This is a genomic window from Mesorhizobium sp. BHscii, assembly GCF_053848065.1.
This window is the reverse complement of the sequence record NZ_JBSPKW010000004.1, coordinates 331,430-346,732: the sequence shown is the minus strand read 5'-3', so window position 1 is coordinate 346,732 and position 15,303 is coordinate 331,430. Positions and strand designations below refer to the sequence as shown.

The 15,303-nt window shown below is 62.3% G+C and carries 13 protein-coding genes and 1 tRNA gene; 3 read left to right on the top strand and 11 right to left on the bottom strand.

Features of this window, described 5'->3' with window-relative positions; genetic code table 11:
* Positions 1 to 88 precede the first annotated feature (88 nt).
* Entirely contained in the window at positions 89 to 457 is a 369-nt protein-coding gene (locus tag ACWTU7_RS08920; RefSeq protein WP_455838344.1) for a hypothetical protein, read from the top strand.
* A 323-nt stretch (positions 458 to 780) separates the two neighbouring features.
* Here ACWTU7_RS08920 and ACWTU7_RS08915 read toward each other — a convergent pair whose 3' ends face one another.
* Complete coding sequence (locus tag ACWTU7_RS08915; RefSeq protein ID WP_455838345.1) at positions 781 to 1,017, bottom strand: hypothetical protein; 237 nt, start codon at positions 1,015 to 1,017, stop codon at positions 781 to 783.
* A gap of 210 nt (positions 1,018 to 1,227) precedes the next feature.
* Positions 1,228 to 1,303 (bottom strand) — tRNA-Thr (locus ACWTU7_RS08910).
* Positions 1,304 to 1,643: 340 nt separating this feature from the next.
* On the opposite strand from ACWTU7_RS08910, the gene ACWTU7_RS08905 reads away from it, so the two are divergent.
* Positions 1,644 to 2,864: a hypothetical protein gene (locus tag ACWTU7_RS08905; RefSeq protein WP_455838346.1), complete on the top strand. Its 1,221-nt coding sequence runs from the start codon at positions 1,644 to 1,646 to the stop codon at positions 2,862 to 2,864.
* An 81-nt stretch (positions 2,865 to 2,945) separates the two neighbouring features.
* On the opposite strand, the gene ACWTU7_RS08900 is transcribed toward ACWTU7_RS08905, so the two are convergent.
* A complete protein-coding gene (locus tag ACWTU7_RS08900; protein ID WP_455838347.1) occupies positions 2,946 to 4,547 on the bottom strand; it encodes a cisplatin damage response ATP-dependent DNA ligase in 1,602 nt (533 codons plus the stop codon).
* Between the two features lie 51 nt (positions 4,548 to 4,598).
* Positions 4,599 to 5,609, bottom strand: a complete 1,011-nt coding sequence (locus ACWTU7_RS08895; RefSeq protein WP_455838348.1) for a ligase-associated DNA damage response exonuclease — start codon at positions 5,607 to 5,609, stop codon at positions 4,599 to 4,601.
* A gap of 216 nt (positions 5,610 to 5,825) precedes the next feature.
* On the opposite strand from ACWTU7_RS08895, the gene ACWTU7_RS08890 reads away from it, so the two are divergent.
* The gene (locus tag ACWTU7_RS08890) at positions 5,826 to 6,185 is read left to right on the top strand and encodes a hypothetical protein (protein WP_029356998.1); all 360 of its coding nucleotides are present in this window, start codon (positions 5,826 to 5,828) and stop codon (positions 6,183 to 6,185) included.
* 102 nt (positions 6,186 to 6,287) lie between these two features.
* On the opposite strand, the gene ACWTU7_RS08885 is transcribed toward ACWTU7_RS08890, so the two are convergent.
* From ACWTU7_RS08885 to ACWTU7_RS08855, 7 genes are read right to left on the bottom strand one after another with little or no spacing between them, the layout of a single operon-like run.
* Positions 6,288 to 7,229, bottom strand: a complete 942-nt coding sequence (locus ACWTU7_RS08885; RefSeq protein ID WP_455838349.1) for a 2-hydroxyacid dehydrogenase — start codon at positions 7,227 to 7,229, stop codon at positions 6,288 to 6,290.
* Between the two features lie 30 nt (positions 7,230 to 7,259).
* Complete coding sequence (locus ACWTU7_RS08880) at positions 7,260 to 8,891, bottom strand: ABC transporter ATP-binding protein (RefSeq protein ID WP_455838350.1); 1,632 nt, start codon at positions 8,889 to 8,891, stop codon at positions 7,260 to 7,262.
* Positions 8,888 to 10,027 (bottom strand): ABC transporter permease, encoded by a 1,140-nt coding sequence (locus ACWTU7_RS08875; RefSeq protein ID WP_455838351.1) that lies wholly within the window; start codon positions 10,025 to 10,027, stop codon positions 8,888 to 8,890. Before ACWTU7_RS08875 ends, ACWTU7_RS08880 begins: the two co-directional genes overlap by 4 nt.
* Complete coding sequence (locus ACWTU7_RS08870) at positions 10,027 to 11,121, bottom strand: microcin C ABC transporter permease YejB (protein ID WP_065005922.1); 1,095 nt, start codon at positions 11,119 to 11,121, stop codon at positions 10,027 to 10,029. The genes ACWTU7_RS08875 and ACWTU7_RS08870 overlap by 1 nt, the downstream gene beginning before the upstream one ends.
* On the bottom strand, positions 11,121 to 11,414 hold the full coding sequence (locus tag ACWTU7_RS08865; protein WP_455838352.1) for a hypothetical protein: 294 nt from the start codon (positions 11,412 to 11,414) through the stop codon (positions 11,121 to 11,123). The genes ACWTU7_RS08870 and ACWTU7_RS08865 overlap by 1 nt, the downstream gene beginning before the upstream one ends.
* Positions 11,401 to 13,287 carry an extracellular solute-binding protein gene (locus ACWTU7_RS08860; protein ID WP_455838353.1) on the bottom strand — a complete coding sequence of 629 codons (1,887 nt, stop codon included), beginning with the start codon at positions 13,285 to 13,287 and terminating at the stop codon, positions 11,401 to 11,403. The genes ACWTU7_RS08865 and ACWTU7_RS08860 overlap by 14 nt, the downstream gene beginning before the upstream one ends.
* Complete coding sequence (locus ACWTU7_RS08855) at positions 13,287 to 15,167, bottom strand: extracellular solute-binding protein (protein ID WP_455838354.1); 1,881 nt, start codon at positions 15,165 to 15,167, stop codon at positions 13,287 to 13,289. Before ACWTU7_RS08855 ends, ACWTU7_RS08860 begins: the two co-directional genes overlap by 1 nt.
* Between the last annotated feature and the right edge of the window lie 136 nt (positions 15,168 to 15,303).

Sequence of the window (15,303 nt, the reverse complement as noted above, 5' to 3'; positions counted from 1 at the left end):
GAGCGAGGACAGGATGGATAACGCGCACTGATCAGCCTCCCGAGTTTACCCAGCTCCCGCCGCAGTTCGCGCTGATATCGATCGCGCGGTGGGGCATCGCCTTCGGGAGATCCCCGCGCTGCGCGAACTCGCCCCCGGCGAATGGTTCAAGAGCGTCGACGTCGACGAATATCGCCGGTGTTACCTCGATCAGCTCGCCAGGCTCGATCCAGGTGAAACCGTTTGCCGGATCGAGGATCTGGCACGAGGCCGGTCGGCGGCGCTCCTTTGCCGGGAGCGGCCGCGAGACGCCGATTTCTCTGTCACCTTTCTGTCACCGCGGCTACGTCTCAGCGCGTGGCTGCACGATAAGGTCGGTCTCGAGATCTACGAGTTCGGCCGGGAAGGCTGCGGCCACCAGCATCCGAAGCTGCCGGAAGCGCACCGATGGGGCCTGGTGCAGCCGAGGCTGATCTGATGGGCTCGCGCGCGTGACTGTCCAACGTGTCCAAGGTGGCCGGCGCAGCCCGCCTAAACCTTCCTTGCCGCGATCAGAAAATCGCCACGAAATGTCCATCGGCCTTTGAACCCGTGCGGGCCCTGCCAGTACCCTGCGAAAGCAGCCGCTGAAGCCGACGGCCATAGCGCGCATCAGGAAAATATAGCCGGTTCAGATTGCGTTCGTCATTGCAGGCTCAGGCGCCGACGCTTCGACCGAGAGGGCGCAAGGATAGCGAGCCCAAGATTCTAACCCGATCTCGAAGGTAGCGAGCACGAGCCGGTGCCTATTTTTGTAAGGGATCAGCCTCGACCGACCGGCGAATGTGATTTTAGATGACGAGCGAGCCCACCATTCGAGATCCATGATGTCGGGTTCTCATAAACGAGGAATGCCTTGATGGCATTCTCAAGGGGCGATCCACCTAGCAGAAAGACCGCCTTATTCGCCTCGTCCCAGTGGCCCAGGACCTTGTCATTCGCGTCGATCTGAACGATCAGCCCTTTTCCTTTTGCGCGGGCAAGACGTCGCTTGAGCATGGAGGTTATCGGCTGCAAGCAGCCAGCTATGCGGGTTTGCAGCACGCTCCACGAACTCATAATTGGCATCGTCCTTGGGGCTGCGAGCCATGGCGCTCCTTGCTGGTCCTGGCGACTATCGACACCACCGACGCTCGGTTTTGTGTCCTGAAATGTGTCTTGATCTGGATTCTGAGGGCGATGTCGCGACCGCAATCCCCTAGAAAATTCTGGTGCCGCTTAGGTGACTCGAACACCTGACCCCATCATTACGAATGATGTGCTCTACCAACTGAGCTAAAGCGGCCCGGGAAGCCGAGGCCTCCAAGATGCGCTGGGTGATAGACGCAACCCACCATAAATTCAAGATGGGACTTGGCATTTCGTGTGGGCTCATGCCGCGCCTACAAGCGGCCGCCGCGCCGATCCGTCATTCGGTGGCGCGATGCCGTACCGGCAGGCTGCGCGCGGTCGCGTCGCCGCTGCATCGGGAAATCGGCGAAAAATGTTGATTCCTTTACCGAAAACCGCCGAAATGGGCTTTGGATGCCTCGCCAAGGCAGAATGCGGCCGCTGGCCCGTTGATTGATTGATCGCCTACGGCTAACGATCATGACAATGTGACCGTACGTGCAGAGGGGTCCCGTTTGGACGCGATCGAAAAAGCGATCCGGAATGCCTTCGAGAAAGGCAATGCCGAAGACCGCGCGTTTCGCGAGCGGGTCTATCGATCGGCCTTCGCCGCACTTGACCGTGCCCTGCAGGCCAACCCGGGCGTGACGGTGGAAGTCGCCATCAAGCGCCGGAAGGCGGTGCAGGCCAAGATCACCGAAATCGAATCCGAGTTCCTGCCGGCGGTTTCCGGCGTGGGCCGGCCGCCCGATGATGACGCTGCCGCACCGGCGGTGAAGCAGCCGGCTGACAGCGAAGCCGAAGCCGAGGCCGAAGCCGAACCGGATGCCGGCGCCGATGCTGAACCCGCGTCCTCGCCTGACGTCGTTATCGACGGTCCGGCGAAGCCTCCTGCATCCGACGCGCCTCCTGCATCCGAAGCGCCCCCTGCTTCCGACGCGCCGCGCTCGCGCGTCTTGCCGGTCGTTCCCGATATCATGCCCGAAGCGGCTTTTCCCGGTGCGCCGGAGATCGACTTGTCGTCCCCCTCGTCGACCGGAGACGACGACGCAGAGGTGATGCCCGACCGCGACGACAGGCGTGTGCGAGGCCCCCGCCTGCCTCTCACCGCGATCTTCCTCGGCGTGACGCTGCTCGCAGCTGTCGGTATCGGTCTCTATTTCGCTGCGCAGACCGGAGTCTTCAAGTCAGCGGCCGAACTCGACACGGCCCCGCCGCAAACGGTACCGACGGTGGAAGACGATGATTTCACGCCACCAGGCGACACCGCCTCGCCGTTGGACTCCGGCGATGTGGAGCGCGACTGGATCAATGTGTTTTCACCGAGCGACCCGGCGCTTGTCAGTGCACCTTCGGATGCCAAGGCCGAAGTCATGCAGGACGACAGCGGTTCCTTCCTGCGCATCCGGTCGGGCGCCTCCGGTTCGGCGATCAGCTTCGACGTCGGGCAAGGCGTGCTGGAAAAACTCGCCGGCAAGCACGCCACGTTCGACATCATCGCCCGCTCCGAGGAGGGCAAGGACACGCAGATCTCCGTCGACTGCAACTTCGGCGAACTCGGCGACTGCGGCCGCAAGCGCTACGCGGTCGGCCACGAGCGCAACGAATATCTGTTCGACGTGCGGTTTCCCGACAAGCGTCCGGGTGCTGCCGGCACCATCGCCATCAATTCCGACTTTGACAAACAGGGCAAGTCGGTCGACATCTACGAGATCCGCGTCTCGATTGTTCCGTAGAGCATCGGACCCAAAAGCATGCCCACGGCTTGACCCGGGGTGGAAACCGGTTTGGGAAAATCCGATGCTCAAAACAAAAATCTAACTGTCAAGCAGCGCCTGCAGCGTCTCGATGCGGTCGGCCTCGGCCGCCGGCTTGTCCCAGCGCAGCCGTGAAATGCGGGGAAAGCGCATGGCGACGCCGGACTTGTGCCGTGTCGAGCGGTTGAGCCCTTCGAACGCCACCTCCAGCACGAGGCCTTGTCTGCGGTCGGCCCGCACCGATCGGACCGGGCCGAAACGCTCGATCGTGTTGTCGCGGACATATTTGTCGATCTGTCTCAGTTCCTCGTCGGTGAAGCCGAAATAGGCTTTCCCCACCGGCACCAGTTCCTCCGATCCTTCCGGGCCGGACCAGACGCCGAACGTGTAATCGGAATAGAAGCTCGAACGCTTGCCGTGGCCGCGCTGGGCATACATCAGCACGGCGTCGACCGTGTGCGGATCGCGCTTCCATTTGAACCATGGACCTTTGGGCCGGCCGGTGAGATAGAGCGAATCCCAGCGCTTCAGCATTACGCCTTCGATGACCGGATGCAGCGGCTTGCGGCGCAATTCCTCCAACGCCTGCCAGTCGGTGAATTCGACCAGCGGCGAAAGATCGAAGCGGCTCGGATCGAGCGTCTGCACGAAGGCTTCGAGGCGGCCGCGCCGCTCGCGGAAAGAGCACGCGCGCAAGTCCTCGTCGCCGATCTGAAGCACGTCGTAGCAGCGCATGAAGGCTGGGTATTGCTGCTGGATCTTCGGTGTCACGCTCTTGCGGTTCAGCCGCTGCTGCAGGTCCGAGAACGTACCGGTCGCCTGCAGGGGATCGCCGACCAGAAGCTCGCCGTCGAGGGTGGCGGAAAAATCCATCGCCTCTGCGAGGTCCGGAAAGGCCCCGGAGACGTCGTCGCCGGTGCGCGAATAGAGCCGGCGAATGCCGCCTTCCGATACGGCCTGGACGCGGATGCCGTCCCATTTCCATTCGGCGGCGTAGTCGGCCGGGTCGAGCTTTTCGAGATCGCCGTCACCGATCGGGTTCGACAGCATCACCGGCCGGAACAGCGCCAGCGCCGTCTTTCTGGGTTTTTCTGCCTTGCCTTCCAGCCAGGCGAACAGCTCGGCATAGGGCGGCGTCAGCCCATGCCAGAGTTCTTCGATTTCGGCGATGTCGACCTTGCCGAGATCGGCCAGCGCCTGCTTGGCCAATCGCGCCGAGACGCCGATGCGCAGCCCGCCGGTGACCAGCTTGATGATGGCGAAACGCGCCGAGATGCTGGCGCTGTCGAGCAGTCTGGCCAGCACCTTCGGCCCGTCGGAACGGCTCGCCGCCTGCAGCTTTGCGACGACCTCGGCGAGCGTCGGCTCATGGTTGGCGATATCCGCGGGCGATTGCGGCCAGACCAGCGACACGGTCTCGGCCAGGTCGCCGACATAATCGTAGGAATAGCCGAACAGCACCGGATCCATGCGCTCCATGACCAGCATGCGAAGCATAGCCGGCTTGACTGCCGCGATGGTCAGGTCGCCGGTGATGGCAGCCAGCGCCAGGCCGCGATCCGGATCCTCGACGCTGCGGAAATAATCGCTCAGCAGCGTCAGCTTGCCGTTACGCGACGGAGTCAGGACAAGGCGATCGAGGAGTTCGGCGAAGCGATTCATGGCGGTGAGAACCGCGTCAGCGCTGCGTTGACGATTGTTCCTTCCATCAGCTCAATCGCCCTCATCCTCGTAGCCGACGAGATGCAGCGGCCGCGCGGCGATGCCTTCGAGTTCGCACCAGCGCACCAGGGCCTCCTCGCGGCCATGCGTCACCCAGATTTCTCCGGCGCCGGTCTCCCTGATCGTGGCGGTCAGCTCGTCCCAGTCGGCGTGGTCGGAAATGATCAGCGGCAGTTCGACGCCGCCCTGCTTGGCGCGCTGGCGGATGCGCATCCAGCCGGACGCAAAGCACGAGATCGGATCGGGAAAGCGTCGCGCCCAGCGGTCGGCGAAGGCCGAGGGCGGGCCAACGACGATGGCCCCGGTGAAGTCGTCCTTACCACCGCTTTCGACGGTCGCCGGCTCCAGCGTCCCGAGGTCGATGCCCTGGCTCTGATAGTAGTCGCTGAGCTTGGCCAGCGCGCCGTGGATGTAGATTGGCTTGTCGTAGCCGGCGTCGCGCAGCAACCGCATGACGCGCTGCGCCTTGCCGAGCGCATAGGCGCCGACCAGATGCGCGCGTTCGGGAAACTGCGCCGTCGATTTCAGCAGGCGGGCGATCTCTTCGGTATCGGGCGGGTGACGGAACACCGGCAGGCCGAAAGTCGCCTCGGTGATGAACACGTCGCACTTGACCGGTTCGAACGGCTCGCAAGTCGCGTCCCTATGGCGCTTGTAGTCGCCCGAAGCGACGATGCATGAGCCCTGATGCACGACCTCGATCTGCGCCGAGCCCAGCACATGGCCGGCCGGATGGAAGGTTACGGTGACGCCGTTCAGCGCAATCGCCTCGCCAAGTGCTGCCGCTTGCGTCGTCCCGGCAAAGTCCTCGCCGTAGCGCAGTCCCATAATGTCAAGCGTCTGTTGTGTGGCCAGCACCGAGCGGTGGCCTGAACGGGCATGGTCGGAATGGCCGTGCGTGATCAGCGCCCGGTTGACCGGCCGCACCGGGTCGATGAAGAAATCGCCGGGTGGGCAATAGAGACCCTCGGGCCGGGGATGAAGCAGGTCACTGGCGCGCATGGCTCCAAGATAGTTGCTAATTCCGGCGCGGGAAGCCTGTTGCAAGTGACTGCTGACTCGGCTTACAGGCAACTGTCGGCGGGACGTCTATCGTGAAACCGCATCAGGCCTCGTCGGCGATCATTTTCGTTCACCTGCGCCACACGTGGCGGCGGCTGCGAAAAAAGTCCGATTCGCATGCCCGAAAGGGCAGGACACCGACACGGAGGACGTTGCATGCGCTGGAACTTGGTGGTCTTGGCATCTTGCCTGGCAATAGCCGGTTGCATCGGCACCTCGATTGCCGAGCGACAGGACGCGAATGTCCAGTCCTCGCTGCAATATGACAGCGTGCCCTGCAATCAATTGCTGGCGCAACGCAACCGGCTGGCACAGCAATACCGCCTTCCACAGGATGCCAAGCCGTCCTTCTCCGATCCCGGGGTGGGCCTCGGCCCGTTCACGCCGGACGCCCGTTCCAAGGCCCAGCGAGAGGTCGAACAGGCGAGCGGCCGGATCGATGCCATGAACCGGTCGATCGCCCGTCGCGAATGTGGCAAGCCGGCCAAGCAGACCAAGCTTGGCCTGCCGGGTTAGCGCATGATGCCCGGAAATCGGAATCGATTGCCAGAAAGGATCATGCGTCGATTCAAAAAATGTTAAAGCGTCCTTTGCGCGTTCAATTGGACGCGCGGCGCTCTAATACCCCGCGTCGCGATCCACCACGTTCTCGAGCTTCCCGCCGCGCTCGAAGGCGGCCATCTGGCGCAGCATAATCGGCACCAGATGCACGGGGTCGGAGGTCGCCGCCGCATGCGGCGTCACGAACACTTTCGGGTGGGTCCACAGCCGGCTGGTCTTCGGCAGCGGCTCGACCTCGAACACGTCGAGGCTCGCTTCCTTGAGTGTGCCGTCCTCCAGCGCACGCAGAATGTCGGCGTCCTTCTGCAACCTGCCGCGCCCGGCATTGATCAGCACCGAGCCGCCGAGGCCGTTGCGTTTCCTCAATTCCTTCAGCACGCCGTAATTGATCACGCCTTGCGTCTGCGGCGTGAGTGGCAAAAGCACCACCAGAATGTCGGTGGCGTTGAGGAAGGGGACCAATCCGGCCTCGCCCGCATAGGTCGAAACGCCGTTCATCGGCCGCTCGCTGCGCGACCAGCCATTGACCGCAAAGCCGAGTGACAAAAGCACCGACGCCGCCGCGCGGCCAAGCGTGCCGAGCCCCATGATGCCGACGGAGATGTCGCCGGCCGGTCGCTGCGGTGGCTCGTGCCAGATCTTCTTTTGCTGCTGCGACCGGTAGAGCATGCCCTGGCGATGGTGATCGAGCACCCGCCAGACGACGTATTCGGTCATGTACTGGGTCAGGTTGTCGGCCACGACCTTGACGATCGGCACGTCGGGCAAAGTGGGATCGGCGAAGATGTGGTCGACGCCGGCGCCGATCGAAAAGACAGCGCGCAGATTGGGCAGCGACGACAGAAGGTTGGGCCGCTGCTTCCACACCACCGCATAGGTGATCGAGGGATCGCTGGCGCCGTCCGGCTCGAGCACCACCTCGCGTTCCGCCGACAAGAGTTCGCGCCAACGGCCTGGATGGATACCGGTGAGGGCAAGCAGGATACGGCCTTTTTCCATTGCGGATTCTATTTCCTTATGCGGTACAGGCTACTCGCTGACGATGCCGACCGGCGCCGTTTCGATCCTGAATGCGGCCGAGATCAGCGCCTTGGTATAGTCGGTCTGCGGCCGTTCGAAAATCTGTTCGGATGGGCCGGCTTCGACGATCCTGCCATTGCGCATGACGATGACGTCGTTGGCAAGCGCGCGGATGACCTTCAGGTCGTGGCTGATGAACAGATAGGCGAGGTCGTGCTTCGCCTGCAGGCTGCGCAGAAGATCGACCACCTGCGCCTGCACGCTCATGTCGAGCGCCGAGGTCGGCTCGTCCAGCATGACGAAGCGCGGGTTGAGCACCATGGCGCGGGCGATGGCGATGCGCTGGCGCTGGCCGCCGGAAAACTCGTGCGGATAGCGATTGCGCGTGGCGGGATCGAGCCCGACTTCCCCGAGCACATCGACGATGCGCTTGTCGCGCTCATCGTGCGACAGCTTCGGCTCGTGGATCTTCAGCCCTTCCTCGATGATCTCGGAGACCGACATGCGCGGGCTCAACGACCCGAACGGATCCTGGAAGACGATCTGCAGCTCGCGCCGCAGCGGCCGCATGGCGTTGAATGACAGTTCGTTGATATCGCGCCCGTTGAACCGAATGGTCCCGGTCGACGAGATCATCCTGGCCAGCGCCAGGCCGAGCGTCGTCTTGCCAGAGCCGGATTCGCCGACGACGCCGAGCGTCTGGCCGGCGCGCACGGTGACGTCGATGCCGTCCACCGCCTTCACATTGTCGACGGTGCGCCGGAAAAAGCCCTTCTTGATCGGAAACCAGACTTTTATGTCCTGGCCGGTCATGACAGGCTTGGCGGCAGCGTTGGCGGCGGGCGGTTTGCCCTTCGGTTCGGCGGCCAGCAGATGCCGCGTATAGGTGTGCTGCGGGTGGGCGAAGATATCTTTCGTCGGTCCGGTCTCGACGATCTTGCCCTTGGTCATCACGCAGACCCGGTCGGCGATCTTTCTGACGATGCCGAGATCGTGGGTGATGAACAGCATCGACATGCCCTTGCGGCTCTTCAGCTCCGCGAGCAGTTCGAGGATCTGCGCTTGCACGGTGACGTCGAGTGCCGTCGTCGGTTCGTCGGCGATCAGCAGTTCCGGTTCGTTGGCCAGTGCCATGGCGATCATGACGCGCTGGCGCTGGCCGCCGGAAAGCTGGTGCGGATAGGCGTCGAGCCGCTTCTCCGGCTCGCGGATACCGACCTCGTTGAGCAGCTCCAGGGTGCGCGCCCTGGCTTGGCGGTCGCCCAGGCCCTGGTGCAGCGCCAGCACCTCGATGATCTGCTGCTCGATCGTGTGCAGCGGATTGAGCGAGGTCATCGGCTCCTGGAAGATCATGGTGATCTTGTTGCCGCGCACGCGGCGCAATGCCTTCTCGTCGGTGGCGAGCAGGTCGGTGCCCTGGAACAGGATCTTTCCCGATGGATGGCGGGCAGCCGGATAAGGCAGCAGCTTCAGCACCGACAGGGCCGAGACCGACTTGCCGGAGCCGGATTCGCCGACCAGCGCCACCGTCTCGCCCTTGGCGATGTCGAAGGAGATGTGGTCGACGGCCATCGACTGGCGGCCTTCCTGCGCGAAGGCGACGCTGAGATCGCGCACGGAGAGGAGAGGGGCTTCGCTCATCTAAACGTCTTGCGCGGATCGAAGGCGTCGCGGGTCGCTTCGCCGACGAAGACCAGCAGCGACAGCATCAGCGAGATGACGACGAAGCCGGAAATGCCCAGCCATGGCGCGTTGAGGTTGCGCTGCGCCTGCTTCAGGAGCTCGCCCAGCGATGCCGAGCCGGGCGGCAGGCCGAAGCCAAGGTAGTCGAGCGAGGTCAGCGTCGAGATCGAGCCGCTGAGCAGAAAGGGCAGAAAGGTCAGCGTCGCCACCATGGCGTTTGGCAACAGATGCCGGAACATGATGGTGCCATTGGGTACGCCGAGCGCGCGGGCGGCGTTGACATATTCGAAGTTGCGGGCGCGCAGGAACTCGGCCCGCACCACGCCGACCAACGCCACCCAGGAGAACAGCAGCATCAGTCCAAGCAGGATGAAGAAGCCGGGCGGCAGGATGGCGGCGACGATCAGCAAGAGATAGAGCACCGGGATCGCCGACCAGATCTCTATGAAGCGCTGGAACAGAAGGTCGGTCCAGCCGCCGAAATAGCCCTGCAATGCCCCGGCCGTCACGCCGATCAGCGCCGAGCCGGCGGTGAGGATCAGGCCGAACAGCACCGAGACCCTGAATCCGTAAATAACGCGCGCCAGCACGTCGCGGGCCTGGTCGTCGGTGCCCAGCCAGTTCCAGTTGCCGACGGCGCAATTGGGGTCGGCGGTACCTTGCGGATACTGGTTGCAGCGTGTCTTGACGTCATAGAGCCAGGACGGCTTGGTGGGCGCCGCCTCGGGGATCGCGTTGTTGACGGTCCGGTAGGAGTAGCGGACCGGCGGCCAGATCATCCAGCCATGGGCATTGATCTCGTCCTGGATGACCGGGTCACGATAGTCGGTGACCGCATAAAAGCCGCCGAACTTCTCCTCGGGATAAGCGACCAGGACCGGAAACAGGATCTCGCCCTTGTAGGAAACGAGGACCGGCTTGTCGTTGGCGATCCATTCGGAAAACAGCGACAGCACGAAAAGCACGAGAAAGATCCACAACGACCAATAGCCGCGCCGGTTGGCCCTAAAATTCTGCAGGCGCCGCTGGTTGAGCGGCGACAGCCAGGGCCGGGCAATCCGGTCCGGCGCCGTTTCGGTTGCGGCCCCGGCCATCAGACGTCTCTCCGCTCGAAGTCGATGCGCGGGTCGACCCAGGTATAGATCAGGTCGGACAGGAGCCCGACGATCAGGCCAAGCAGCGAGAAGATGTAGAGATTGGCGAACACCACCGGGTAGTCGCGCTCGACCACCGACCTGAAACCGAGCAGGCCGAGGCCGTCGAGTGAAAAGATGTTCTCGATCAGCAGCGAGCCGGTGAAGAAGGCCGAGATGAAGGCGCCGGGAAAGCCGGCAACGACGATCAGCATGGCGTTGCGGAAGACGTGTCCGTAGAGAACCTGCCGTTCCGACAGGCCCTTGGCGCGCGCGGTCACCACATATTGCTTGCGGATTTCCTCGAGGAACGAATTCTTGGTCAGCAGCGTCGTGGTGGCGAAGGCCGACAGCACCAGCGCCGTCAGCGGCAATGTCATGTGCCAGAGATAGTCGACGATCCGCGCCGGCCAGGACAGCTGGTCCCAATTGTCGGAGGTGATTCCGCGCAGCGGAAACCAGTCGTAGAAGGATCCGCCGGCAAACAGCACCATCAGCAGGATGCCGAACAGGAAGCCCGGAATGGCGTAGCCGACAATGACGACGCCGCTGGTCCATACGTCGAATGCCGAGCCGTCCTTGACTGCCTTGCGGATGCCGAGCGGGATCGAGATCAGGTAGGACAGCAGCGTGATCCACAGCCCGATCGAGATCGATACCGGCATCTTCTCCAGGATCAGATCGATCACCGAGATGTCACGGAAATAGCTGTCGCCGAAATCGAACCGGATATAGTTCCACAGCATCATGCCGAAGCGCTCGAGCGGTGGCTTGTCGAAGCCGAACTGCTTTTCCAGCTTGGCGATGAATTCGGGGTCGAGCCCCTGCGCGCCTCGATATTTCGAACCGACGTCGCCGGCCACGTCGAAATTGCTGGCGCCGGCATCGCCACCGCCACCGCCAAGGCGATCGCTGCCGCCCTGGTTGGTCAGCCTGGCGATGACCTGCTCGACCGGCCCGCCCGGCGCGAACTGGATGACGGCGAAGGACACCGCCATGATGCCGAACAGGGTCGGGATCATCAGCAGGATGCGGCGCAGGATATAGGCGCCCATCAGATGTTGTCTTCCTTGAGGGAGATCATTGTGTCTGGAGATGCCGCCAAGGCAATCGCCTCGAACCAATTTTCGACACTGGCGCCGCCCCTCATTGTCGTGCCGGACATTTCTCCCCGTATAGTGACGGGGAGAAAGGGGCTGGCCGCAATCTCGGCGCTTTTATTGCCACGCTTGTGATTGGCGAAACCCTCGATGGAAGCGCTCCTCTCCCCGTCGCTATACGGGGAGAGGATGCCGGCAGGCAGGTGAGGGGCGGCGCCAACGCCCGCAAGAAATTTAGGCTTTGCCAATCTTTGCCGCCTTGTCCTTGTCGAACCACCACAGCGCCTCGACCGGAAAGCCGAAATCAGGCTTCTGCTCGGGAAAGCCGAACATGTCCCAATAGGCTACTCGGTGATTCGCGAGATAATATGTTGGAATCCAGTCTAGCCGCGCGCGCAAGACCCGATCGAGTGCTTTGAGCGCCGTGACCAGTTCGATCCGGCTTTGCGCCTTGCCGGCTGCCTCGATCAGCGCATCGATGGCCTTGCTTTCCGTACCGGGATAGTTGCGCATTCCCGGCGTTTTTGCCATCCGGGAATCATAGAGTATCTCTAGGCCGTCGGCAGTCGGCGTCGCCCCGATCGACCACGCGAGCAGGGTGAAATCGAAGTCGAAATTGCTCTGCCGCTGTTCATACTGCGTCGAATCGACCTGCCGGATCGAAGCGTCGATGCCGATCGTTTTCATGTTCTCGGCCCACGGCGAGAAAAGCCGAACGATGCCATCGTCCTCGGCCAACATTTCCACCCGCAGCCGCTCGCCCTTTTCATTGACGACGAAATTGCCCGCCCGCTTCCAGCCGGCTTCGGCAAGCAGTCTCGAAGCCGCGCGCAGCAGCTTACGGTCGTGGCCCGAACCGTCGGAGACAGGCTGCATCACCGCTTCGCCGAAGGTTTCCGGCGGCAGCTCGGCTCGAAACGGCTCCAACAGGGCCAATTCCTCGGCCGAGGGCAGGCCCTCGGCCTTGTAATCCGACCGTTCGAAGTTCGATTGCGAGCGCTCGTAGGCGCCGTAAAACAAAACCCGCTTGGTCCATTCGAAATCGAAGCAATTGGCAATCGCTCGTCTGACGCGCACATCGCGGAATTGCGGACGACGCTGGTTCAGCGCGACAGCCTGCATGGATGGCGTTTTCTCGCCGGGAAATTCGCGTTTGACGACTCTGCCGTCCTTCAGCGCCGGGAAATCGTAGCCGGTCGCCCATACCCGCGAGGTAAATTCCTCGCGAAAATGCGTGTCGCCCTTTTTCAAGGCTTCGAACGCTGCCTGGCGATTGATGTAAAAGTCGATACGGATGCGGTCAAAATTATAGAGGCCGCGGTTCACGGCCAGATCCCTGCCCCAATAGTCGGCGACGCGTTCATATTCGACGGTCTGCCCGGCGGCCACGCGCCCTATTTTATATGGTCCGGAGCTGAGCGGCGGTTTCATCGTCGAGGCATCGAAATCATTGGCCGTATAAAAGGCTTTGGACACGATCGGCATTGCGACGATCGCAAGGATATTCTGCGCGGATTGTTTGCCGTTGAAGGTAAGGTCGAGGGTAACCGGATCGACCGCCACCGCTTCCGTCATATGCCGCAACACCTGGGAGAGGTTCGGGTGGCCCTTGTCCTTGTAAAGCTTCAATGCGAAGGCGACGTCCTCCGCCGTCAGTGGCGAGCCGTCGTGGAAGCGCGCTTGCGGTCGCAGGCTGAAGCGGAAGCCATTGCGGTCCGGCGATAAGGTGACGGACTCGGCAAGCCGGCCATAGACCGCATCCGGCTCATCGAGTGCGCTTGCCATCAGCGAATCGAAACAGAGTTCGGTGCGCGGCGGCGATTCCCCCCTCAACACCAGGGAATTCAGCGTGTTGAACGTCAGGAAGCTCTGATTGAAGATGGAGTTCGGCGGTGCGAAATTCATCTGGCCGCCCTTGGCGGCGTCCGGATTGACATAGTCGAAATGTGTGAAATCGGGAGGATATTTGAGGTCGCCGAAGGCCGACAGCCCGTGCAGCTTGACGCCGGTCGCGATGGCGGCGAAGGCCCGGCCGGGCAGCAAAGCTGCCGCCGTGGCCGCGGCGCCCAGGGCCAGAAAGTCGCGGCGGGCCAGAGGAGCGCGGCGGGGGAGCGCCGTCATCAATTGCCACTCTTGTATTTTGCCGCCAGCGCCTTTTCCTTGTCCGGGTCGATCCACCAGGAACTCTGGTCGACGCCGCTATAGGCCGGTTGCTTCTCCGGGATGCCGAATTTGTTCCAGTAGGCGATACGAATTTTTCCCAAGTGCCACTGTGGGATCATGTAGTAGTTCCAGAGCAGCACCCGGTCCAGTGCGTGGGTGGCCGCTATGAGATCGTCCCGATCGGTGGCAAAGATCACCCGGTCGATGAGGGCGTCGACGATCGGGTTCTTGATCCCTGCCAAATTGCGTGACCCTGATGTATCGGCTGCAGTGGAGCTGAAGAAATCCCGCTGTTCGTTACCCGGCGAATTGGATTGCTGGAAGCCGGCAACCGCCAGCATATCGAAATCGAAGGCGCGGGTCCGGTTCGTGTACTGGCTGTCGTCAACGATGCGCAGCGTGGCATCGATGCCGAGACGTCTGAGATTGTCAATCAAGGGCCCGGCGACGCGTTCGTCTACGGGGTCGTTGCCGAGAAATTCGATCCTGAACGGTTCGCCGGTCTTTTCGTTGACGAGCTTGCCGCCGCGATTGACCCAACCCGCTTGCTTGAAGAGGTCATAGGCCTTCCGAAGATTTTCACGCCCCGACTGCGGCGTGGTGTAGACGGGCAGCTTGAACTCCTGGGTGAACAGTTCGAGCGGCAGCTTGTCGCGATATTGCTGCAGGATTTCCAGCTCCTTGCCCTGCGGCAGGCCGCTTGAGGCTAAATCGCCACCTTCGAAATAACTGTCCGTGCGCGTATAGGCGCCGAAGAAGATGGTGCGGTTCATGCTCTCGAAATCATAGGCGTAGGTCAGAGCCTGGCGCACGCGCACGTCCTGAAAGAGCGGCCGGCGCGTGTTCATCACATAGGCCTGCATGGGTTCCGGCGAGGTCGTGGGATATTCCGCTTTTATGACGTCCCCCGCTTTGATGGCGGGAAAGGTGTACTCGACTGCCCATCTCTGGGCCCGTGACTCAACGCGAAAATCCTCAAAGCCGCCCTTGGTGAAGGCCTGCCAAGAGGCATTGTCGTCGAGAAAGTAGCTGAAACGCTGCCTGTCGAAATTCTCTCGCCCGATCTTCACCGGCAGCTTGGCACCCCAGTAGTCCGGCACGCGCTGCCAAACGATCTCAGTGCCAGGCTTGAAGCTGGCGATCTTGTAGGCGGCCGAGCCGAGCGGCGGCTCCTGCGTTGGCCTGGTGATATCGCGCTTCTTGCCGTTGGCATCGGTGCCTTCCCACCAGTGCTTCGGCAGCACCACCAGATCGCCGAGGATCTTCGGCAGCTCCCGATTGCCCTTCTGGTCGAATTGGAACTCGACCTCGCGGTCCGAGATCGCGACGGCATCGGTTACGTTCTCGAAATAGCGGCTGTACATCGGGCTGTTGGCCTTCAGCACCTGAAACGACCAGATCACGTCGTCGGTGGTAATCGGCTTGCCGTCGTGCCACTTGGCCCGCGGATCGAGACGGTAGGTCGCCGAGGAATAGTCGTCCGGATGTTTGTAGGCATCGGAGATCAGCGGATGGCTGACGCTGCCTTCGTCGGTCGCCTGCTCCATCAGCGTGTCATAGAGCAGGCCGCCGCCGAACGGGACGAAGCCGGCGGCGAAGGAACCCTGGACGATATAGGGATTGAAGCTGTCGAACGTGCCGAGCACCACCGAATTTAGGGTGCCGCCCTTCGGCGCGTCCGGATTGACGTAGTCGTAGCGCTGGAAGTTGTTGCCGTATTTGGATTCGCCGATCAGCGACGAGGTAGTGCGCCATTCGTCCGCGAAGGCTGCTTGCAGGCCGCCGGCGAAAGCCGCCACAACCAGCGTCGATCTGAGAAACGTTCGGCCAACCGTCATGCCTTCTCCCCTGCGCGATAGCTGTCAGCCGACAATCTAGTTCATTTGACGCTCATGAAAACCGCGACAGGTCGCCTTTGTCGCCGCACATGCGCTTTTCCCATTGAAAAAGCCGGGCTGAACCCGGCTTTTTCAA

Excerpts from the sequence above, each read along its gene's own strand:
- ACWTU7_RS08880 (WP_455838350.1), bottom strand. The coding sequence starts at position 8,891 with ATGAGCGAAGCCCCTCTCCTCTCCGTGCGCGATCTCAGCGTCGCCTTC.
- ACWTU7_RS08900 (WP_455838347.1), bottom strand. The coding sequence starts at position 4,547 with ATGAATCGCTTCGCCGAACTCCTCGATCGCCTTGTCCTGACTCCGTCG.
- ACWTU7_RS08895 (WP_455838348.1), bottom strand. The coding sequence starts at position 5,609 with ATGCGCGCCAGTGACCTGCTTCATCCCCGGCCCGAGGGTCTCTATTGC.
- ACWTU7_RS08855 (WP_455838354.1), bottom strand. The coding sequence starts at position 15,167 with ATGACGGTTGGCCGAACGTTTCTCAGATCGACGCTGGTTGTGGCGGCT.
- ACWTU7_RS08885 (WP_455838349.1), bottom strand. The coding sequence starts at position 7,229 with ATGGAAAAAGGCCGTATCCTGCTTGCCCTCACCGGTATCCATCCAGGC.
- ACWTU7_RS08890 (WP_029356998.1), top strand. The coding sequence starts at position 5,826 with ATGCGCTGGAACTTGGTGGTCTTGGCATCTTGCCTGGCAATAGCCGGT.
- ACWTU7_RS08875 (WP_455838351.1), bottom strand. The coding sequence starts at position 10,027 with ATGGCCGGGGCCGCAACCGAAACGGCGCCGGACCGGATTGCCCGGCCC.
- ACWTU7_RS08870 (WP_065005922.1), bottom strand. The coding sequence starts at position 11,121 with ATGGGCGCCTATATCCTGCGCCGCATCCTGCTGATGATCCCGACCCTG.
- ACWTU7_RS08860 (WP_455838353.1), bottom strand. The coding sequence starts at position 13,287 with ATGACGGCGCTCCCCCGCCGCGCTCCTCTGGCCCGCCGCGACTTTCTG.
- ACWTU7_RS08915 (WP_455838345.1), bottom strand. The coding sequence starts at position 1,017 with ATGCTCAAGCGACGTCTTGCCCGCGCAAAAGGAAAAGGGCTGATCGTT.